At 40.5% G+C, this 21,803-nt stretch carries 19 protein-coding genes and 1 pseudogene; 13 read left to right on the forward strand and 7 right to left on the reverse strand.

Annotation, left to right across the window (positions count from 1 at the left end; translation table 11 throughout):
- Positions 1-194 precede the first annotated feature (194 nt).
- The 4 genes from V7L31_RS30500 (at position 195) to V7L31_RS30515 (ending at position 5,286) form a co-directional block, all read left to right on the forward strand.
- Positions 195-596: a hypothetical protein gene (locus V7L31_RS30500; RefSeq protein WP_334699696.1), complete on the forward strand. Its 402-nt coding sequence runs from the start codon at positions 195-197 to the stop codon at positions 594-596.
- Between the two features lie 208 nt (positions 597-804).
- The gene (gene cbiD, locus V7L31_RS30505) at positions 805-1,920 is read left to right on the forward strand and encodes a cobalt-precorrin-5B (C(1))-methyltransferase CbiD (RefSeq protein ID WP_334699697.1); all 1,116 of its coding nucleotides are present in this window, start codon (positions 805-807) and stop codon (positions 1,918-1,920) included.
- Positions 1,921-2,148: 228 nt separating this feature from the next.
- Complete coding sequence (guaA, locus tag V7L31_RS30510) at positions 2,149-3,771, forward strand: glutamine-hydrolyzing GMP synthase (RefSeq protein WP_334699698.1); 1,623 nt, start codon at positions 2,149-2,151, stop codon at positions 3,769-3,771.
- A 1,110-nt stretch (positions 3,772-4,881) separates the two neighbouring features.
- A complete protein-coding gene (locus V7L31_RS30515; protein ID WP_334699699.1) occupies positions 4,882-5,286 on the forward strand; it encodes a response regulator in 405 nt (134 codons plus the stop codon).
- Between the two features lie 134 nt (positions 5,287-5,420).
- Here V7L31_RS30515 and V7L31_RS30520 read toward each other — a convergent pair whose 3' ends face one another.
- Positions 5,421-6,323 (reverse strand): cation diffusion facilitator family transporter, encoded by a 903-nt coding sequence (locus tag V7L31_RS30520; RefSeq protein ID WP_334699700.1) that lies wholly within the window; start codon positions 6,321-6,323, stop codon positions 5,421-5,423.
- A gap of 559 nt (positions 6,324-6,882) precedes the next feature.
- The gene (locus V7L31_RS30525; RefSeq protein WP_334699701.1) at positions 6,883-7,311 is read right to left on the reverse strand and encodes a hypothetical protein; all 429 of its coding nucleotides are present in this window, start codon (positions 7,309-7,311) and stop codon (positions 6,883-6,885) included.
- 878 nt (positions 7,312-8,189) lie between these two features.
- On the opposite strand from V7L31_RS30525, the gene ppk1 reads away from it, so the two are divergent.
- The gene (gene ppk1 / locus V7L31_RS30530; RefSeq protein WP_334699702.1) at positions 8,190-10,340 is read left to right on the forward strand and encodes a polyphosphate kinase 1; all 2,151 of its coding nucleotides are present in this window, start codon (positions 8,190-8,192) and stop codon (positions 10,338-10,340) included.
- Between the two features lie 270 nt (positions 10,341-10,610).
- Positions 10,611-11,027, forward strand: coding sequence for a response regulator (locus tag V7L31_RS30535; RefSeq protein WP_334699703.1), 417 nt, complete (start codon positions 10,611-10,613; stop codon positions 11,025-11,027).
- A gap of 130 nt (positions 11,028-11,157) precedes the next feature.
- Here the strand turns inward: V7L31_RS30535 and V7L31_RS30540 are convergent, their stop codons facing one another.
- Complete coding sequence (locus tag V7L31_RS30540; protein ID WP_179066585.1) at positions 11,158-11,331, reverse strand: hypothetical protein; 174 nt, start codon at positions 11,329-11,331, stop codon at positions 11,158-11,160.
- Positions 11,332-11,709: 378 nt separating this feature from the next.
- On the opposite strand from V7L31_RS30540, the gene V7L31_RS30545 reads away from it, so the two are divergent.
- The gene (locus tag V7L31_RS30545) at positions 11,710-12,279 is read left to right on the forward strand and encodes a DUF2854 domain-containing protein (RefSeq protein WP_292849317.1); all 570 of its coding nucleotides are present in this window, start codon (positions 11,710-11,712) and stop codon (positions 12,277-12,279) included.
- Positions 12,280-12,439: 160 nt separating this feature from the next.
- On the opposite strand, the gene V7L31_RS30550 is transcribed toward V7L31_RS30545, so the two are convergent.
- Entirely contained in the window at positions 12,440-12,700 is a 261-nt protein-coding gene (locus V7L31_RS30550) for a chlororespiratory reduction protein 7 (RefSeq protein ID WP_334699704.1), read from the reverse strand.
- A 583-nt stretch (positions 12,701-13,283) separates the two neighbouring features.
- Here V7L31_RS30550 and V7L31_RS30555 point away from each other — a divergent pair.
- Together V7L31_RS30555 and V7L31_RS30560 are read left to right on the forward strand one after the other, a co-directional pair.
- Positions 13,284-13,484 carry a hypothetical protein gene (locus V7L31_RS30555; RefSeq protein ID WP_334699705.1) on the forward strand — a complete coding sequence of 67 codons (201 nt, stop codon included), beginning with the start codon at positions 13,284-13,286 and terminating at the stop codon, positions 13,482-13,484.
- Positions 13,472-14,500, forward strand: a complete 1,029-nt coding sequence (locus V7L31_RS30560) for a PleD family two-component system response regulator (RefSeq protein ID WP_334699706.1) — start codon at positions 13,472-13,474, stop codon at positions 14,498-14,500. The genes V7L31_RS30555 and V7L31_RS30560 overlap by 13 nt, the downstream gene beginning before the upstream one ends.
- Positions 14,501-14,552: 52 nt before the next feature.
- On the opposite strand, the gene V7L31_RS30565 is transcribed toward V7L31_RS30560, so the two are convergent.
- Complete coding sequence (locus tag V7L31_RS30565; RefSeq protein ID WP_334699707.1) at positions 14,553-15,758, reverse strand: histidine kinase; 1,206 nt, start codon at positions 15,756-15,758, stop codon at positions 14,553-14,555.
- A gap of 609 nt (positions 15,759-16,367) precedes the next feature.
- Between V7L31_RS30565 and V7L31_RS30570 the strand changes: the two genes are divergently transcribed.
- The 3 genes from V7L31_RS30570 to V7L31_RS30580 all read left to right on the forward strand — a co-directional run bounded on the left by V7L31_RS30570 (position 16,368) and on the right by V7L31_RS30580 (position 20,341).
- Positions 16,368-16,544 carry a hypothetical protein gene (locus V7L31_RS30570; RefSeq protein ID WP_334699708.1) on the forward strand — a complete coding sequence of 59 codons (177 nt, stop codon included), beginning with the start codon at positions 16,368-16,370 and terminating at the stop codon, positions 16,542-16,544.
- A gap of 856 nt (positions 16,545-17,400) precedes the next feature.
- Complete coding sequence (locus V7L31_RS30575; protein ID WP_334699709.1) at positions 17,401-18,798, forward strand: S-layer homology domain-containing protein; 1,398 nt, start codon at positions 17,401-17,403, stop codon at positions 18,796-18,798.
- A gap of 508 nt (positions 18,799-19,306) precedes the next feature.
- Positions 19,307-20,341 (forward strand): SGNH/GDSL hydrolase family protein, encoded by a 1,035-nt coding sequence (locus V7L31_RS30580; protein WP_334699710.1) that lies wholly within the window; start codon positions 19,307-19,309, stop codon positions 20,339-20,341.
- A gap of 25 nt (positions 20,342-20,366) precedes the next feature.
- On the opposite strand, the gene V7L31_RS30585 is transcribed toward V7L31_RS30580, so the two are convergent.
- Positions 20,367-20,528, reverse strand: a complete 162-nt coding sequence (locus V7L31_RS30585; RefSeq protein WP_334699711.1) for a hypothetical protein — start codon at positions 20,526-20,528, stop codon at positions 20,367-20,369.
- On the opposite strand from V7L31_RS30585, the pseudogene V7L31_RS30590 reads away from it, so the two are divergent.
- Positions 20,510-20,623, forward strand: a pseudogene (locus V7L31_RS30590) (M42 family peptidase); the annotation flags it as partial. The gene V7L31_RS30585 and the pseudogene V7L31_RS30590 sit on opposite strands and share 19 nt — an antisense overlap.
- 220 nt (positions 20,624-20,843) lie before the next feature.
- Here the strand turns inward: V7L31_RS30590 and V7L31_RS30595 are convergent.
- Positions 20,844-21,800, reverse strand: coding sequence for a Z1 domain-containing protein (locus V7L31_RS30595; protein WP_334699894.1), 957 nt, complete (start codon positions 21,798-21,800; stop codon positions 20,844-20,846).
- Between the last annotated feature and the right edge of the window lie 3 nt (positions 21,801-21,803).

A 21,803-nucleotide genomic window follows, 5' to 3' on the forward strand; every position in this document is an offset into this window, starting at 1 on the left:
TGTAGCCGAACGCTGAGAAGTTTTTGGTGATAAGATGAGGGTATCTGCATCGACTTAACTTTACCGTTACACTGAAGCAAGCAAACTACAGATAGGTTTAAATTACCATCTGAAAGTGTCTTGGATTCTGAAGAATTATTTAGACATCATAATCCTCAATCAAACAGGGTGGGTTTATGTGAGGTTTTACCAAAGTGGATAGAACTCAACATCAGTTTTACAAACCTTGGCAGATAGGAGCTTTCCCCAAAAAACGTAGTGATTTGCAGTTGCTTAAATATAGTGATGATGGTCTGGAAATAGACCTCATTTTTTATGATCCAAATCAAACGATCACAGTGAAGTTCGCATATACAGAAGTGTATCGGGTTATAGACGAAGGGCGCAGGCTCAAGCAACTCCAGCACTTGCCTTTACCAATGGAGGAAACAGTATATGTGGTGTCCAATTCAGATATTGTGGAGGAGTTAGTAGATGAATCTTGTGGAATGTTGAAAACTAGGGATCTGGTTCATTACTTTATTGTTACAGACAATGATTGTATTGACGTTATTACTAAGGCTGATTTTAAACCACAATTGGGGAAAAAATGCTAGGTTCAGGATATACAATGTTTGTGCTTGTTGCGGCATAACAATCCTCTTGCATCGGACTGTTGAAAGTCTCTGGTGGTGAGTTCAAGGTTTCTGGCAGCCTTTGAACGGGGGCGTTACCCTGAAGGAAGTAAGCTACAGTTGAGGTCTAAATTGCCATCTCAAACTGTCTTTATTTTTGAAGAATTATTTTGATTTTTAAAATTTAAAAATGTCCCGTTCTGGATACACTCTCCCAGTCTTTGCGTGTGCTGCTGCTGTTGCAGCTTTACATTGGCTACACGATCGCAAACCCCTAAGCATAGCATCAGTAGATTTAATTGAACCCGCTCAAATTGCCGAAATCACCATTGAACAGGTTGCAGGATTATCTGAGAATACAGCTTTAGCGATCGCCCGCAGCGATCCCGGTGATAATCTCGATTTGACTAAAGATACACCGATTTGGGCATTGGTGGAATGGCGAGAACAGGGTGATGATGCAGTAATTATTAAAGGTGGCGAAGGAATTGGTAGGCAATTAAATGCTGATGACAAGCCAGCTATTTATGCTTATGCTCAAAGGCTGTTGCAAGAGAATTTGCAACGAATCCTAGCACCGGGAGAAAAAATCACAGTGACGATTATTCTACCTGAAGGGCGATCGCTAGCTGTTAGAACTTCAAATTCTGCCTTTGGTGTGGTTGAAGGACTTTCCCTTTTAGGCACAACTGGCATTTCTCAACCCTTAAGTACACCAGATCAGCTTGCAGTTTTTCGAGCGGAATTACAAAATAAAGCCAGTCGTTTTGAGAGTTTAGTATTTTGTATCGGGGAGAATGGCTTAGATTTGGCGCGTAAATTAGGGATAAATCCCGATCAATTAGTCAAAACTGCTAACTGGCTTGGCCCAATGTTAGTAGAAGCTGATGTGCTGGGTGTCAAAGAAATTTTATTATTTGGCTATCACGGGAAGCTGATGAAGCTGGCTGGAGGGATTTTTCATACCCATCACTACTTGGCTGATGGACGGCGGGAAATTTTGGCCGCGCACTGTGCGATCGCAGGTTTAAAATCACCAGATATCCAAGCTGTATTTAACAGTGTAACTGCTGAAGCAGCACTAACACATCTAAAATCCCTAGATGCTGCAACTGGTAGTGATTGGGTAAATCAAGTTTACAGTGCGATCGCCGAAACTATCGATGTTCGTTCCCAAGAATATATCCAAAGCCATAGCGAAAAAGGCACAAAAGTAACAGTCTGTGGCTCTATTCTCTTCGATCGCGATCGCAAAATTATTGTGAAGAGTAAAACTGCTGGTCTGTTGATGGGAAAATTATGTTAATTTATTATGAATAATCGTAAACAATTCAAATAAATAATCCTTTAAGTAACCACTCTAGGGTAGATTTATCGTTTTAATACCATCTCCGACTCCGGTACTTGACAAACGCACATAAACTCGCGTTTGTCAAGGCTTTCTATACCATTATCAGCCTGTCCAGGCTGAATAATAGCATCTCCATAGACCACAAAGCATCTACTTATCCTTAACAGATATAACTCTCCCGTCATGAATACAGCGGTGACTCTACCAACTGAACAAGCGCCCCAAACATTGGAAAATTTTGGGCGGCTTGATCGTCAATTGATTGTAATTCTGGATTTTGGCTCTCAATATTCTGAGCTAATTGCCCGTCGCATCCGCGAGACTCAAGTATACTCCGAAGTTTTATCCTATCGCACTACTTCTGAACATTTGCGCCAACTCAATCCTAAGGGAATCATCCTCTCTGGTGGCCCAAGTTCAGTTTATGGTGAGAAGGCTCCCCATTGCGATCCAGAAATCTGGAATTTGGGAATACCCGTCTTGGGTGTTTGCTATGGGATGCAGCTGATGGTAAACCAACTCGGTGGCGAAGTGGCAAAGGCTGATCGCGGTGAATACGGCAAAGCCTCATTATATATTGACGATCCCACAGATTTGCTCACTAATGTCGAAGATGGTACTACGATGTGGATGAGTCATGGAGACTCAGTTACCCAAATGCCATCAGGGTTTGAATTGCTGGCACATACCGAAAATACTCCCTGTGCTGCGATCGCCGACCACGAAAGGAAACTTTACGGCGTTCAGTTTCATCCAGAGGTAGTGCATTCTATTGGTGGGATAGCATTAATTCGTAATTTTGTCTACCATATCTGCGATTGCGAACCCACTTGGACAACAGCAGCTTTTGTCGAAGATGCAGTTCGAGAAATTCGCGCCAGAGTTGGCGAAAAGCGGGTGTTGTTGGCGCTGTCTGGGGGAGTGGATTCTTCTACCTTGGCCTTTTTGCTGTATAAAGCGATTGGTGAGCAACTAACTTGCGTGTTTATCGATCAAGGCTTTATGCGAAAGTATGAACCAGAGCGATTGGTAAAGCTGTTTCAAGAGCAATTTCACATTCCTGTAGAATATGTTAATGCTCGCGATCGCTTTTTAGCTGCGATCGCTGATGTCACAGATCCAGAAGAAAAACGCCGCCGCATCGGACACGAATTTATCAGCGTATTTGAAGAAACATCCAAGCGCCTCGGTCACTTTGACTATCTAGCTCAAGGAACTCTTTATCCAGATGTGATCGAATCTGCTGACACCAACGTTGATCCCCAAAGTGGTGAACGGGTAGCGGTGAAAATTAAGAGTCATCACAATGTTGGTGGTTTGCCCAAAGACCTCAGATTTAAATTGGTGGAACCACTGCGGAAACTATTTAAAGATGAAGTCCGCAGAGTTGGGCGTTCCATTGGTTTACCAGAAGAAATTGTCCAACGGCAACCTTTTCCTGGGCCTGGTTTGGCAATTCGCATCTTGGGGGAAGTCACATCTGAGCGATTAAACATTTTGCGCGATGCAGATTTGATTGTCCGGCAAGAAATTAACCAACGCGGTATGTATCATGATTTCTGGCAAGCATTTGCTGTATTGCTGCCAATTCGTAGTGTTGGTGTTATGGGAGATCAACGTACTTATGCTTACCCCATTGTTTTGCGGATTGTTACCAGTGAAGATGGCATGACTGCTGATTGGGCGAGAGTGCCTTACGATGTCCTAGAAGTGATTTCCACGCGGATTGTGAATGAAGTCAAAGGCGTTAATCGGGTGGTTTATGACATCACATCTAAGCCGCCTGGAACCATTGAATGGGAGTAATCAAGTTTTGATATGAATCTTTCATCTAATTCAGATTGGTTGTATTAGTTGAGATTCATATACAGCAGGTTGCAAGTTAATAATCAAGGATAAAATCTAGTTTACTTCTGACTCCTAATTAAAGACTTGCGGCAGAGTGTCTCCGCCTGCGCTTCAGTTGTATTTCAAAGTGACAATGCCGAACTGACTTGTTTAAAGCCTCGGTATTGTCTATTTTTTTGACTTTGGTATTACTACCTTTAAATTTTAAAGAATCGATCAAAATCTAAACCTGTTAAGTTAAAAAACATCTAATTTGCATAATAAAATTGAATATAACTCTTGTGGGGTGGGCATCTTGCCCGCCCAATATATGGAATTTAAATATAGAACAGCTTAGTAATAAAGCGGTTATTAATCAGCAAGATTATTCTATAGGAATCCAGTTTTATTTTTGAAAAAATTAAGTATTTGTAGTGTGTTAGCGTTTCGCGTAGCTCACCCTACTGGTGTGGCAAGCAAAAAAATTGTGCATTAGACGTAGGTTGGGTGGAATCCAGCATATATCAGGATGTTGGCTTTGGCAAAGCCTCATTCAACCTACATTTTTTTTGTAACATTTTAGCCTTGATATGCAACTACGTATCTTTTCACAAATCAAATAGTAATCCTATAGAACTTCAGCTATTTATGAAAGATAATTTTTTAAATATAAAGGAATTTTAAGAATAATTCTGAAGTCAGAATGGGCTAAACGCCCCGCTATCGCTAACAGGAATCAGAATCAATGAGTGGGGGATTAAACCTGTAACTCAATTGTTGCATCACTATATCTCCGATTTAGTGGGGGACTTAAACCCATTTATTCACCCGCCCAGTCGCACATAATTAAATTCTGAATTCTGGCTCCTGAATTCTGTTTTGTTAAACACTAACATAATTTTATCTACTCAATAATTATAAATACCAATGAATAACTAATCATCAATTGGATGGTGGTTAAAAAAATTGAGTTATTGTCTAGGAAAATAGGCGCGATCGCAGTAAAATTACCAAAGGTATGGTGGCATAAAAAATAATAAGCAGATTATTAGAAATAAGTTTCATTAAATCAACGTTTATGGAGATGTTATGGAACCTGCTCTTCCCCTTGCTGGCTTAAACATCCTCGTAGTTGATGATGATGATGATAGCCGTTTTTACATTACTACCGTGTTAGAAGCTGATGGAGCTGCAATTACGGCAGTTGCATCCGCAGGAATAGCATTGAAAGTATTACCTGAGTTGCAACCAGATGTCTTGATTTGTGATATTGCGATGCCTGGTGAAGATGGCTACACTCTTATCCGCAAGATTCGGGCGCTGAAGCCTGATATTTATGGAAAACTACCCGCGATCGCCTTAACTGCTTATGGCGATAGCGAGTATCGTAGCCGCGCTTTGGAAGCAGGCTTTCAAACTCATGTCCCTAAACCGGTTGATCCAGGAGAACTAGTTGCGATCGTCGCTAATTTGGTTGCATCTTATAAAAGTTGACACAAAGATATAAGTATTGGGAACAGAGCATTGGGCATTGAAAAGAGGCAGAGGAGCAGGGTGCTGCTCTTGCTGAGGGAAAAACTTTTCTCCCTTGCTTTATCCCCAATCCCCAGTCCCCTGTCCCTCACTCCTCATCCCTTCGCTTCAAAACTAATTTGCTCAGATTTATATGCTGGTGGCTCGACGTGAATTAAAATCCTTACTGGACGAAACCGTTCTTCTAATCGGCTTTCTACTTCTTCGGTGATGTGGTGGGCGGTTTCTACATCTACTGCATCCACGATTAAATGCATTTCAATGAACACTTGACGACCAAGAACACCGCGAGAAGCGATCGCATGACAGTTAATTACGCCTGGAATAGAAGTTGCGATCGCATGTATTGCCTCTGGTGCGATCGCCATTTGATCCACAAGCCAAGGCAAATTCTCTTTTAAAACTGACCAGCCACTCCAAAATACTAACAAAGCTACAGGAAAAGCTAACACCAAATCCATCCATTGATAACCTAGCCAAACTCCTATTAAGCCGCCAATTACAGAGATTGTCACCCAAATATCGCTCATGGTATGTGTAGCATCAGCGATGAGAATTGAGCTACCTACCCGTTTACCTACAGCACGTTCATAAAACGCCACAAAAATATTCACACCCAGCACAATTAGTAATAACCACAACTCAGGTGGCGAGATTTTCACAGGTTCACCACCACCTTTGAGAATGCGCTCGATTGCTCCTTGCAGAATTTCAAAACAAGCTATTCCTAAAAATGAGGCAATTCCTAGAGCGCCTACAGCTTCAAATTTGTGGTGTCCGTAGGGATGCTCGCGATCGGGTTGTGGAGAAGAAAATTTACTGGCAACTAATCCTAAAATATTGTTAGCGCTATCTGTCACACTATGCAAGGCATCAGCTAGCAAACTTAAAGAACCTGTCCAGTAGCCCACGAGTGCTTTTAATCCCAGTACAAACAGGTTGAGTAGTAAGGTAATAATTAAAACTTTTCGTACTTCGGCGCGGTTATCGTAAGTCATAGATAATTTATTACATCAAGTTCTATGACTTCTAATGTAGACCTCAAAATACAAATAAACACAAATAAAGTGTATCAAAGTCTTACACAGTAAGAGTTAAGTATCTCTATAGTCTCTATTTTTTAGAGCAATTTATTGAGATTATTTTTAATTAACAGCAGCTACAAGCTGGATAGCCATTAGTAATAGCTTTGACAGATAAGCGCGTATTTTTAGCATTAGTTTCAAGAATATTTGAATTAATTTTGTTATTCATACATCCACTGAGATTGCATCGAATTGTATTCAAAGATATGATGACAACCATAAGTAGTCTGTATTTACTCCGAATAACTGATAATCTGAATGAGCTTTATTTACTACCTTATAAGGATAAAAAAGCTGACGGTTTATTCAGAAATTGGTCAATAATTTGTCATTGCCAGGGGAATGTAGTGAAGACAAACAAATATAGGGAAGAGATATAGCATTGCTGTTTCTCTTCCCTGTCTTTATATTTATTTAACTGTTCTGTCAGTTGCAAAAAACTTTGTAAGTACTTACGAAGCAAAAACTTAATCTATTCTAAACCGCCTAAGCCATTAGCACCAGCACCAGCCCGGATAATCGCTGCTTGTGCGCCAATATCGTTAGCAGTTACAGCTGCATCTAATGCTGCTGCTGCTGAAGCTACAAAAGGATTGCTGCTAGTAGAGAGGTTTGTAACGTTAGGTGTGCCTGGGTCTATTATTAGAGAAGTTACAACTTCATCGTCTGCGGCTGGTGTACCAGTAATGGCAGGTGTAATGGTTAGAGTCTGATCGTAGTATGCGTTATTGGGCAAAGTTAATTCACCACTAACACTGATAGAAGCGCCTGAAGCTCTAACAATAGTTACAGCACCACGGGCTGCTGCTTGCCCTGCACTTGCTGGTGCAGCTAGGATATTACCAACGCTAACCAAACCTAACAAGCAGATGCTTCCTTTGAGAATTGCAGAAATTTTCATGATTAACAAACTCCTCGTGTTGTTTCTCTTTGCGTTTTCAATATAACCATTGCTTTCTAGAAAACTCTCAGTAACAATACTGGATTTTTTCAAAATCTTAGCAGTCATAAATTAAAAAAACTAATAGATAAAATTGTGAGTGTGGAACTTAAATATAGCGCCAAAAAACCTATAGAATAGAGATAAAACGAGGCTTTTATCTATTTAATGCCTGTATGAAAATTGTGGCAATCCTTACCAAATTTTGTATTATGGAAAACAAAATATAGAAAGCAATTGAGGTAAGGCTTTAGACCGCTTATTACACCATAATTCTCTGTAAATACAGCTTAATAATTCGTCATAAGTCGTCAGAAATGTCCATATCATAATCTTTGCTAAATCTTCAGTGCATCTTTATAGGTAATATGCTGTGGACAACAATTTGACTTCCCAGACTGATTACAGTTCTCGTCTAGATGCAATATTCATAGAGATGCACAACTGTATACCCCACCATATTCCACACAATTTAAACGGGCTATAAAATCTAGTTATGGGTTGAGTAGAATGATTCTCGGAAAAAAACGCCTTGCGCGATCGCGAAGCATCCGCTAGTAGTCTGTCAATAAAGACTAGTAGTCTGTCAATAAAGAATTGATAGATAAATTCTTTGTACAGACGGCGATTTAGCGTGTCTCTCTAACTGCGATCGCAAAACCAAAAATTTATGAGGAGAAAGGAATGTAAGTGAGGTGAAATATTTGTCCCTTACCAGTAGCAAGGTAGAGAACCAGCACAGTAAAAAATTGCCTCAGCGTTATGCTCAAGTACCATTTAACTTACTATGTTTATTGTCCCCCAGTTCAATGGGCTACATTTGCTGCCTTTAAGTCATTATGGCAAAATCTAAGAAAAGCGCTACCCCCATCAATCTCAGCGATCCACAATATTATCTTAACCGAGAGTTAAGCTGGCTAGAATTTAATGGCAGGGTGTTACATGAAGCCTGTGACGATCGCACGCCTCTTTTGGAACGCCTCAAGTTTTTGGGAATATTTAACTCCAATTTGGATGAGTTTTTCATGGTGCGGGTTGCTGGTTTAAAGCAACAAGTAGAGGCGAAAGTTAGTCTGTTAACCCCCGATGGTCGGACACCACAACAACAGTTAGACGATATTAGGTCTACCCTCATTCCCCATGTCAAGAAACAGCACCAACATTTTGAGCAAGTACTTCGACCCTTATTAGCAAATCACGGCATCCATATACTGGATTACATAGATTTAAATCAAAAACAGCGAACTCATATCAACAGTTATTTTGAGGAACAAGTCTTTCCGGTTTTAACTCCTTTGGCTGTTGATCCTAGTCATCCCTTTCCTTTTATTTCTAATCTCAGTCTGAATCTGGCTGTTGTGGTCAAAAACCCAGACACCGAAGAAGAATTATTTGCCAGAGTGAAAGTCCCCAGCGTTCTACCACGATTTTTACCCATACCGCCAGAATTGGGAGATCAGAACAGCGACAAACCCACCAACTGGACTGGAGTACCTTTAGAACAGGTGATCGCTCATAACTTGGAATCTCTATTTCCAGGGATGAACATTCAAGAATATCATCCATTCCGCATTACCCGTGACGCTGATTTGGTCTTAGAAGAAGATGAAGCAGATGATTTGCTGTTAGCCATCGAACAGGAACTACGAAAACGGCGGTTGGGTGGGAGTCCAGTCCGGCTAGAAATTCAATCCCAGACTCCCGAAATAGTGCGATCGCGATTATTGCAAGATTTGGAATTAACAGAAAGCGATCTCTACGAAGTAGATGGTCTTTTGGGACTACGGGATTTGATGTATTTCATGTCCTTGCCATTGCCAGAACTCAAAGATCCACCACGCCAATCTGTTGTCCCATTACGCTTGCAAAGGCTAAGAGAACCGAGTTTAGATCCAGATGTCTTGGAGACGGACGAAGGAAAAGACTTTTTTGCTGTGATTCGAGAAAAGGATTTACTAGTACACCATCCTTATCAATCCTTTTCGGAAACCGTTGTGCGCTTTATTACTAGTGCCGCCTATGACCCGAATGTGTTAGCCATCAAGATGACTCTTTACCGGACTTCTGGTGACTCACCCATCGTCAACGCCTTAATTGCCGCTGCCGAAAACGACAAGCAGGTATCCGTACTAGTGGAATTAAAGGCGCGATTTGATGAGGAAAATAATATTTACTGGGCAAAACGACTAGAAAGAGTTGGAGTTCATGTTGTCTATGGTTTAGTGGGGCTGAAAACTCATAGTAAAACCGTTATGGTAGTACGGCGTGAAAAAGACCGGATACGTCGCTACGTACATATTGGCACTGGTAACTATAACCCCAAAACTGCACGTCTGTATACAGATTTGGGATTATTCAGTTGCCGTGAAGAATTGGGTGCTGACATCACAGATTTATTTAATTTCTTGACAGGCTACTCCCTGCAAAAGTCTTATCGAGAGTTGCTGGTTGCACCTGTGAATATGCGCGATCGCTTTTTAGCACTAATTAACCGCGAAATTGAAAATGTTCAAAATGGATTTTCTGGACGCATTGTTGCCAAAATGAATTCCCTAGTTGATCCAGAAATTATCGCCACCCTATATGAAGCTTCCCGCGCCGGAGTGCAAATCGACTTAATTATCAGGGGCGTTTGTTGTTTGCGTCCAGGAATCAAAGACATTAGTGAAAACATTCGCATCATTAGCATTGTCGGTCGCTTTTTAGAACACTCTCGGATTTATTATTTTCATAACAATACCCAAGAGGAAATCTATATCGGTAGTGCCGACTGGATGCGCCGCAACCTAGATCGTCGAGTCGAAGTAATTACCCCAGTCAAAGATCCAGATATTGCAAAAGATTTGCAAGAAATTATGGGAATTATGCTCGCAGACAATCGCCAAGCTTGGGAATTACAAGCCGATGGCAGTTATATTCAACGTCGTCCTTATGATGATTCTCCAGAAGCTAACTCACAAAAAATTATTATGAACATGGCATTACGTTAAACTTGTGTAGCCTCAAACCTGATTGAGTGAAGCAATCCAACCTGCTTCGCTGAGGTTGCAAACTTCTGCGAAGCGTTAAAAAATAAGTTACTTATACCTTGACAACTAGCTCAACTTAGTTAATTTTGAAAAACTTGAATTTTTTGAGCAGTTGTCTAGGTTTTTTGTCATGGGTTCACACAAGTTATTCAACCATAGGATAGAGTTAGTGCTGGTACTTGTTCCCATAAACTGGAGGGGTTATTCTGAATAAATTTGTCTTTCCCCTCAATGTTAATGTTATCCTGTGAGCTTTCTACCTTGCGTGTTCTAGTAGTTGATGACCACGAACTGACTCGTTTAACCTTACAATTGGTTTTTTCTTGCCAGGAAAATATTCAAGTAGTGGGTTTAGCCAGTAATGGTGAAGAAGCTATAGAAATGGTTAAACGTTGCCATCCTGACGTAATTGTTCTAGATTTACAAATGCCTGTAATGGATGGCTGGAGTGCGTCTAGTCACATTAAAGCTATATCTCCCAATACCCAAATCCTTGCTTACTCCTCAGTAGAAGACGTGAATTTCCAGGGTACAAAAGAAATGTCTAGCTTTGATGACGTTTGTAAGAAAGATGTACCTACAAGTGAACTTATTGCCTTAGTTAGACAATTAGGTAAGCGTGCAGCAGATGGTTCAGTAGCAGGATAAACCGATTAAGCTATGTTGCTTCGTCAACTCAGGTTTAGTTTAATTCTGGGGATTTGAGGACATGATAGTAATGAAAAGCGTCGGTATAGCCTGAAGTTGAAGGTTAAACCGACGCAATTTTTGATATTTTCTACTCTACGGGAATGGTGCGTCTAAATTCATCAATTAATTCATCTAGTTCTTCCAAAGCTTGATTTACGTCAACTCTCAAAGTTCCCAGGTTTGGTTGTTCCAGTAGACTTAACAAGTACTCCCGTTTACTTTGAACTGCGACAATTCGTTCTTTTATAGTCTGTAAATCCATTATTTTTTCCTATCTTTAACTACCTTTAAATTTAAAGTTAACTCAAAATCTAATATTTTGGCCACTGTACGCCCTTAGTAGTCCACGAGAGTAACTTTTCTTGGTTAGAAACTTCCTGTATATTCCGTAACCCTACTCATACGTGTCAACTTAGAGCTAGGGCAAATTCTGTTTGTCCTTTTAACTGAGCTAAAGAACATCTAATTTGCAGAATCGAATTAAACATAACTCTTGTGGGGTGGGCAACATGAGCGCCCAGCTTATGCAATTTAAATATGGAACAGTTTACCAGATACGAACGATGTTCTTCCCTAATTTGTTGCTCATAGCCGACGATAATAAAACTAAGGTATTCTGACTTTATACTAATTTAAGCTCATGCTACGCCAAATCTCTTTGGGAACACTTGGTTTAACTATCGGCGGTATATTAACCGTCATTGGCTTCATTGCCTATGCTGATAATAATGCCACACTCAATCTTGTCGGATTTTTTTACGGGATTCCTCTATTGTTGGGAGGGCTGGCGCTAAAAGCTAATGAACTTAAGCCAGTACCTTTTAGCCAAACGACATCACCTTCAGCATTGATACTACGCCAGCAGCAAGCAACTGAAACTCAAAATAAAATTCGCAAAGACATCACCCGATATTGCTATGGTCAAGACGCTCATCTAGATACAACACTTTCTTTTCTAGGTTTAAGTCCCACAGACCAGGAACGACCAACGGTAACAGGGTTGCGAGAAACAGAAGTGAATGGGAGCTATGCCTTAATTTTAGAATTTGATTCACCGCTAATACCATTTGATGTGTGGCAAAAAAAGCAGGAAAAAATGACCAATTATTTTGGCCCTGGATTGGAGATTCAAATAACACAGCCGTCTGAAAATACAATTGAGCTAGCGTTGATTAATACTCAAAAAGAGTCCTTAGTCAGTAGTCAATAGCAAAAATTATTGTACTCTAACTCCATGCCTTTATCTACGATTTAGATAGCCGACTTCTTGAAGAAGCCGACTATCTAGGCAACTTAGGCAAGTATTATTCCACCTTACTAACTATTGAAAAATTTATTTTTTGGGATTCTCTTAATCACTGACCAAAAAGTTACTTTTCTAAACGAACTGCATACCACTGTAAATATTGTCCAGGGCCAATATCTAATTCGCAGGTGGTGTCGAGTAAATATTGTGCTTGAGCTTCCACAGTATCAAAGTTTTGTAGGTCAGGCGACAAATCTTGAATTATGAGTTTTTGAAGAGTTGTTTCGAGCTTTTTTAATAACTCTGATAGTGTCAGAAATTGTTCTGGTTGATTGGTTTCTAGAACAACAAAGTTATCCTGCTGATACATTAATAAGTCTGGCATTTTAAGGATTTAGGAAAGGTAAATAGATGTGGAAAGTTTTGAAAAAATTTTTGTTTGTTTAGTTAAGATGGCAATTTTAATGTGCAGTCTGTGAAGAAATTCTAAGATTTAGTTGTCCAATATATTAGATAATTTAACTTTTAGTATATTTATATACATTTTCTTACAAAAAAATATTTTTTTATAACTCAATATTCTGAATACAACTAAATAAGATTTTTTACTTAATTTATTAACCTAAAATCAATGGAGAATCAAGCCTTGTACAGGCTTAATCTCAACCTTATGTTATTATACTAAACCCCAGCAAACCTTACCAAATAGACTGAATAAATTTAAGTCAGCCGATCTGAGAATTTAGTATTAGCGATCTTTTGAGGGCATTTTAGCAATTGCTTTGTTCTGTCTTACTAGGTTCCTAAAGTAACTCCAAAACTAAATGCGTAAGGTATCCATTTGCAATTCTCAAAAAAGTTGTAATTTAACTTTAACAATTGGGAAATATAAAAGTAACATTTCCTCCCATAACCACAGCCGAACAAAAAGGTAATAATTGCCTTCGTGTTCCAATTATAGATTGTCTATGCAACTTAGTTATCTACCGCTTGCTTGGCTCAAGAATATTGAGCAGTCCATTGCCAAAAAACAGTTGATTGTGAAGCTAGACACACCTCCACCGCAAATCCTGGCATTGATGAAAATAGCGATCGCCCCCATGCGATCGAGTTGTACAGCCTTTTTCAGGATAGTCCCGCAAGTGGAAGGCAACTCATGTCAGGCATAAGCCCATTTCCTCTTTCTACTAAGCAACCGCCACTGATTCTAGTGGCTGATGATGACAAGACCATGCGCGTATTGTTGCGTAAAGCGATGGAACAAGAAGGTTATCGAGTGATCGAGGTCAATGATGGCAAGCAATGTTTAGATGCTTACGAGACCATCAAACCAGATATAGTTTTGCTAGATGCTGTCATGCCTGTAATGGATGGCTTTACCTGCTGTAAGCACTTGCTCCAAATTGCTAGGAATAATTTAATATCAGCCCTTGCAAACTTTGATAGTGACTCGGCCCTTAACAATACGGTTATATCCAAGATATGGGAGCGCACTCCCATTTTGATGATCACATGCTTGGATGATGAGGATTCCGTAAACCGTGCTTTTGACGCTGGCGCAACTGATTATGTTACTAAGCCAATTCACTGGCCTGTATTGCGCCAGCGATTACGCCGACTGTTACAGCAAGCGCAAGTATACAAACAATTAGAGGCGGCAAACGAAGCTTTGCATCACCTGGCCAATGTAGATGGCTTAACTGAGTTGGCTAATCGTCGCCGCTTTGACGATTATCTCAATACTCAGTGGATTAATCTCGCACAAGAGGGATCTCCTCTGTCGATGATCTTGTGTGATATCGACTTTTTTAAGTTTTATAACGATAGATATGGCCATCCAGCTGGGGATGTCTGTTTACAAAAGGTGGGTGCTGTCTTAAGTCTTAAGGCACAAAAACATCAGGATTTAGTAGCGCGTTATGGTGGCGAAGAATTTGCTGTGATTATGCCATACACTCCTGCATCTGGCGCACTTCACGTTGCTGCAACGATACAAGCAGGAATCAAAGATTTGCAAATTGTTCATGACGGATCTCTGGTGAGTGAGCATGTCACCCTAAGTATGGGTGTGGCAACTGTTGTCCCCACTTGGGAATCCTCACCTTCGGATTTGATTGTGCTGGCAGATAAAGCACTCTATCAAGCAAAAGCCGGGGGGCGCGATCGTTTTGTTTCAAGTACTTAATTGTCATTTGTCATTTGTGAATGACCAAGCCTTAATGCCTCATACCCATTACCTAAGAAGGATAAACTGGTAGTGTGAAGTGAAACCATGCTCCATTATTGGGGGCAGAGTCTACCCAAATTTGGCCATAGTGTGCTAGGACGATACGTTGGCATAGACAAAGACCAATGCCGTAACCTTCTGTACCTTCATCCCGTTGTAGGCGGAAGTGGTTTTCAAAGATGCGATCGCGATTCTCTACAGGAATACCAGGCCCATTATCACCAATACTAAACTGAACTTTTTGAGTAGTGCGGTGTAGTCCAGCAATGCTAATCTTCCCACCTTCTGGGGTGTATTTGATGGCATTATCCAATAGATTTACTAGCACTTGCCGGATGCGTTCTGGGTCGGCATATACATAAGGTAAGTCACTGGGAATATCCGTTTCTACCTCTTGGGATTTGGCGGTATAGCGATCGCACAATTCTTCTAGTACATCTATACACAGTTTACCTAGCTGTACTTTTTGTGGTAAAATAGGAAATTCTGTATCTTTGCCACGACCTACCTGCAAAAGGTCGGCAATCATCCGATCGATAATCTTAGTTTGATTACGGGCTTGTTTTAAGAGATGTGCGGTCAAGGATGGTTTGAGGCGTTGAAATTGACCTGTATCTAAATTGTAGTTAGATTGAAGAGTTTCTATGGCGATCGCGGCAGCAGTTAACGGATTGCGGAGATCGTGCGCCAGCATTGCAATCACCCGATCTTTAAACTGTAACTGCTCTTGGAGGTTATCTTTTTCCTGTTTCAAGCGAAAAATTTCGTCTGAGAGTCGGATTAGTTCAGCAGAAACAGCAACAGAACGGATAGTAGATTTGGATGATGTGGCCCTTGCAGTATCATCTATACGTTCTTGTAAGTCTTCTTGTAATTTTAAATAGGCGTCTACAGCAGCTTGCCAGCGAGGCCACCAGTTTTTCAATTGCGCTATGATATTACTCCCAGCTAAAACCTGTCGTGGTTCGGGATGGATTTTGATTAAAGCTGGCGTTGCTACTAATTTAAAGTGTTCTGCTAAGTAAGGTTGTTGTCCAACATCAATAGTTTGAAGTTCAAAACTATACTCAGCCTGCAATTCTTTTAAGTAAGCACGGATTCGCTGTACCTGTTGGCGGGACTTGGGGCGTCCATCGACAAACAGCAGCAGTTGGAGTGGAGCCTCAGAATGAATCGGCTGATCCTGGGAAACTTGCATGTAATCGTGTTTCAGCACTGGTAACAACCCGGTGACGCTTTACAGAAAGTAAAATAGACTGACGGTTGTCGATGGTCGTTGTTTTTCTTCTTAATATATATTTTAGATTTTCATCCTCCTATCCGATCTGCGTTTTTGACATCAGACACATCTTTTTTAGCTTTTTGGCTGACTTCATCTCCAAGAAACACCCAAGCCCCTTGAATATAAGTCTTAATTTGCCCTGAATTAAAAATTTTCGCCAGAGTTAGCAGGTGAAAACATTTATTGCTATGTCAAATCGGTTAGTGAGGCAGCTTGTCAATTCGAGTACATGCTTTGAATAAGCAATCACCCAAGTAAACACAGATGCTAATTGTATCTAATTTATCAGGAAGCTGTTAAACTGTTCAGACCAATTTTGTAGAGTGTTTTCTCAACCGCCAGTGCATTTGATGAAGTGTCTTTTTTGCCTGCCTTTACCTAATCCTACTAATGATTGGTAAAACAGCCATAGCTAATTCCGTACTGCCTCTATAACTTGCAAAGCACACCTTATGCCCAGCCTTGTCCTTTAAAAACTACCATCCTTCCCAGAAGAAGAGGGGATGGGTTATCTGAGGAAAAGCTTTAGATAACATAAAGGCCATGCCTACGGCGGTAAACTACGCACTTTTAAAGAAAGCACTCACTGCTTTCGAGGCTGTCAAGAAACTCTTGACAATAGCACAAGTAGCACTTTCCCCAGAAAATCAATTTAGACATACTAGGAAAACTGCTGCGACACTCAGCTACTTTGCTTATTACCCCAGTCGCCAAGAATAATGAACTTACGCTAAGTTTCTGGAATTGCTTAACACTGGCATTTTCCAGATATTGCCTTACTCAGCTTACCATCGTTAGATGAATAATTTCCAAAATTGATTGTAAGCCAGGTTAGCGAACTTAATTTCCCCTCCTTGGGTGAGGCTAGGGGGGCTTTAGTTCTAGTCTATCACTTCAGTTGCTTGGCGTAAGCTTTGCCCGCCGTAGGCATCGCATTACAACTAGTGCATCTGGAACCAGATTAAAGCTAGTTATCTACTCTAGCAATGGAATATTTAGATAACTCTCTAAAAAATTGCAAAGGGCGGATTCACAATCTAGTATTGATCGGTTCGTAGTCGGCGGCTTTCGCCTTGATCTAATAACTAAACTTTCTCCGAACTCCCAAATCATAAAACTCTTATCTAGCAGGTATTTCAGGTTTATTTATTTTTTTTCCAAAAATGTTAGTTTTCCAGAATTTTAGGGAACTCTATAAATAAGCATGGGAATTATAAAAACCTAATGGCTGTAAAACAAAGACAATACGGTAGCAAAAGCTACCGTTTACTCATTTTTAGAGATATTATCTTCACCAACATAGACATTTACGAAGAAGACGCCGCAAGTCGGTAGTGTCTTTTGGTGATCTATTAAAGATAGGACTTACGCAAACAGTAACCGAAGTCCCAATTTTATGATGTGTGGTAGTGGCATTCATTAGTACTAAGTCAAGAGTACTAAGTCAAGAAGTGAGATTCCCCATTCGGAACGGGCTAAACCTTAGTTATCCGCAAACGGAACTGTCTTTGCCCAATCCCCACTTAATGAACAGTCTGCGCTAGGGTAGGAATTGAAACTCAATTTGTGATTTCCTGTGCTTCCCTGCAAACGTCCAGCTGTATTTCTCATTTGGGCTGTTCTACTCACTTCCTTAACAGCCTGTGCTAACAGTCCAGTCGCCAAAAACCTAGAGCAATCTTTGGCGGCAGATCCGAAGCTGCAAAGCAATCCAGTTGTCTTTGGAGAATCTCAGGTTAACCAACCACAAGCACAGCAAAACCAATCAACAGTTCAGTTACCAGCTGATTTTCCTAAAGATATTCCCCTATATTCCAATGCCAAACTAGAGGAAGTTACACCTGCTAGCAGTTCAGAAAATAAAATCTCAACTCGTTGGTTGAGTTCTGACCCCAGCAACTTTATTGCTAGCTTTTATCGCAGCCAGTTTCAAGCAAATAACTGGCAGATTTTGCAACAGCCAACAGATGATGCAGGGGGCGCTTTTGAGGCACGTCGTCACGATTTGCTGTTGAAGATTTACATTCAGCCTAAATCAGTTACTAAGGCTACACCGAATCAACCCCAAACGGCTACTGAATTACTGATTGATTACGTACCCAATAGTACTGCAACGGCACAACCTACCCCAACTACAAATCCTAGCGAAACTACTAACGCCATTTCTCAACCAGGAAATCCCCAGTTCATTGGCCCAATACCACCTGTAAACTTAGCAGCACAGACACCAAGTACGGTTAATAACCAAACAATCCCAACAGCAACACCTGAATCTCAGGTATTCAACGATCTGAATAAAGTACCGCAAGAATGGCGGCAACATATCCAAGACTTGGCTACACTAGGTATTTTGTCTTTAGAGCCAAAGACAACTAAAAGCAACTCTACTATTAGTACTACTAAACAGTTTGAACCGAATAAAATCGTTACACATCGGGAATATGCCCGTTGGCTAATTGCTGCTAACAATGCTATGTATGCCAGCAATCCAGCTAAACAAATTCGCTTGGCATCAGAAAGTACTCAACCAGCTTTTAGTGATTTATCGGCAAAAGACCCTGATTTTCCTGCTATTCAGGGATTAGCGGAAGCTGGATTAATTCCCAGTCCTTTGTCTGGAGACTCGACAGTAGTTTTGTTTCGTCCTGATGCACCCCTAACGCGGGAACAGTTACTACTGTGGAAATTACCCCTAGATACTCGCCAAGCTTTACCTTCTGCTAACTTAGATACAGTCAAACAAACCTGGGGTTTCCAAGATGCAGCGCGAATTGACCCCAAGGCTTTAAGAGCAGTGTTGGCTGATTACCAAAATAGCGAACAATCGAATATTCGACGGGTGTTTGGTTATACGACTCTGTTTCAACCCAAAAAATCAGTAACGCGTGCTGAGGCTGCTATGGCTTTGTGGTACTTTGGCACTCAGGGTGAGGGTGTATCGGCTGCTGAGGCTGTGAAGTTAAAGAGAAGTTAAAGAGAAGTTAAAAAGCAGTTAGTTTAGCGTAAACATAAAAGTGAGCAATTACAACCTTTTAGGTAGTAAATTTTGCTATTTCTTTGTAAAATCCCGATTTTTGATGAAGAAAATGTAAATCTAAGTATTTTCAGCGTTTTTATCTGTATTTTATGAATTTTTGAGGCATAGTTTAAGTATAATGACGCAGAATAGCTCAATAAAGGTACTTAGTTTTGAATTGGGGATTGAGGATTAGGGACTTGAACAATTTTGATGGGGATTCAAACCCCAACCAAATTGGGAAAAATTATCTTTCCCAATCCCCAGTACCCAGTCCCGGAGCTACTATTACTCACCTTTTTACTGTGCTGTACCACTTCGTAGAAACAAGCTACGCATAGCGTGTTGTAGAGAAGTTAAGGAATCCTCGGCGCGACCCATTGAAGTAACTCAAAGGACAATTTGTCAGACTATCGCCCTTTTATCACTTTTCAGCAGACCAAAAAATACCACGGATAAAACAAATATGAAAAAACAAGCTGTCGCAGTCGGATTTGTTCTATTTTCTTTCATGTTGCCGACCAAAGCCTCGGCTGCGAGTTTCGATCAGCTTTATGTATTTGGCGATAGTCTTTCTGATACAGGTAATATATACAATGCTAGCGGCCAAACATATCCTCCAAGCCCACCTTACTTTGAAGGACGTTTTTCCAATGGGCCAAACTGGGTGGATTATCTTGGAAATCAACTAGGATTACACCCCACTTTAGTAACTGATATAAATTTCACTACTATTCCTCCCACACCAATTCCTACCCAAGGGATAAACTTCGCTTTCGGTGGTGCTACCTCTGGTTTAGATAACGCTGTCTTTCCCAATCAAGGTTTACCGGGAGTCCTCAAACAAGTCTCTGATTATGCTGGAATTCTGCAAGCAAATAATCAAACTGCCGATCCCAATGCACTTTATACATTGTGGGCAGGTGCGAATGATTTCCTTTTTGTTAATCCTGGAGACTCGGCTACGCCGATCAGTAATATATCCCAGGCGTTGAATACTTTGGCAGGGATCGGCGCGAAAAATATTGTGGTATTTAACTTGCCAGATTTAGGAAAGCTACCAGGGGCTAAGAAAGATGGTCGCAATCCTATAACTCTTAGTAATTCGGCTAGTGCCTTTAACTTAGGTTTAGCACAAACTGTAAGCGGTTTGAGTCAAAACCCTAATCTCAACATTAATTATATTGATACTAATTCTTTATTTAGTCAGGCAAGCGCATTCGGTTTTACAAATGTAACTGAGTCTTGTCTAGATAGGCTAGATATATGTAATCCAGCGAACAACAATTTTCTGTTTTGGGACGATTTCCACCCAACAACCGCTGGTCATAAGGTGATAGCAGAAACGGTATTGGCGGCAATTGAGGCTAAGTCTGTTCCTGAACCCTCAATAAACTTGGGGATTTTAGCTCTTGGTGCTTTTGGTGCGGTAGGAGTGTTGAAGCGTCAACAAAAAAGATCGGCACTTGTATCAGCAGGTCGGGTTATTGATGCACAATGATCTCATATAACAGTTGAAAACTAAACTAATCGATGTGAGATTGCGATCGCTGATTGGAAATACTTGAATAATTAGCTATGCACCATTCTCCGAGTGGTGTAGAAGCTGAGATTAACCAGTTATTGATGCAACGATTTACGGCGCTGGGTGTGGAAGTCTGGTGCGTAGCGTGCTGCTTGTTTGGCATTTCTCACCCAAAATACCCACGGTTATGAAATTGCTCATTTAAGAGCGATCGCTAATTGTATCGATTTGTTAAAAGCTTTCTGCGAAACTCATTGACTCGTGAAATAGTCTACAGGTGAATTTTTCTGATTGTCGATGCGTGATCGCACAGCAGAATTATTCCTAACGTTGATGTTATGTGACCGAAATCGCCACAATTTGTGTTTACTTTCCAAATGTCCTAAGTGTAGGGCTAAGTTTAAAATACCTGCTTTATAAGAGTTTAGATGGTAACTTATCAAAAGTTAGTGATCTAGACTAATTGGAGAAAGTTAAATTAGCTTTCATTTACATAAAACGCATAGTTACCATCTGGAAATCGGATAACTGGAATCCAAAAAGGTACTCCATCCCAGCCTCTAGGAGGATTAATGTTTCCATTAGTTCGAGTCATTAGTAATGTAGGATAATTGCGGTTAATTTCATACGGAGCGCTTCCAGTATTTCCAGGTAAAACAGCTCCTATTTGAGAATAGTTCCTGTCCGAACTTTTCCCAATATCTGCTGATCGATTAACGATAACTAATGTACCTACATTTTGATATCTTTGCTGATCTCGGAGGGCAGAAACGGCTTGCCTAATCAAATCATCATTCCAAGCACCACTTGATCCAGGCGTTTTGTACTGAAAATTCAGAATTTCTAAAAGCTCATCAATTGTTACCGTATATGGTTGTTGATGATTAGGATATTTAGCCGTAGACAGTAGATTATCAAGTTCTTGGGTTTGATTACTCAACATATTAGGATCTGATATTGGTAATGAAGGGAAATACTGCCTTCCTCCTTGATAAGTTATTCGAGTTGTATCGTCATTTAATACATTACGGCGAGTCGCTTTAATTCCTTTTGCCATCAAAGGAATAAGCTGAATAGGTAAATGAATCGCTTGACACTGTTCTCTGACTAAATCATCACTCTCATGAATGTTAACAAATCTTTGAGCTAGATGAGTTGGCAAGTAAATACGAATAGCTGCTAATTCATTGCGACGATATCCATACATTCTTGCGTGCTGTAAAACTGTATCCATCTGTGGTTGTTGAGCATCTCTACCGTAGTAAGTAACTAGAAGATTCTTGACAGTCACACCGCGACCTATTTTTGTACCACCTATATAGAGAGTATGTCTTCGTGCTGGATTAGGTCTAATTCCTTCACCAGTAACAGAGTTAATTTCTATGACTTCTGTAGAGGTAATTCGTCTTGCTATTTCTGCTAAATCATTTAAAATATC

This window comes from Nostoc sp., from assembly GCF_036916655.1.
GTDB lineage: Bacteria > Cyanobacteriota > Cyanobacteriia > Cyanobacteriales > Nostocaceae > Nostoc.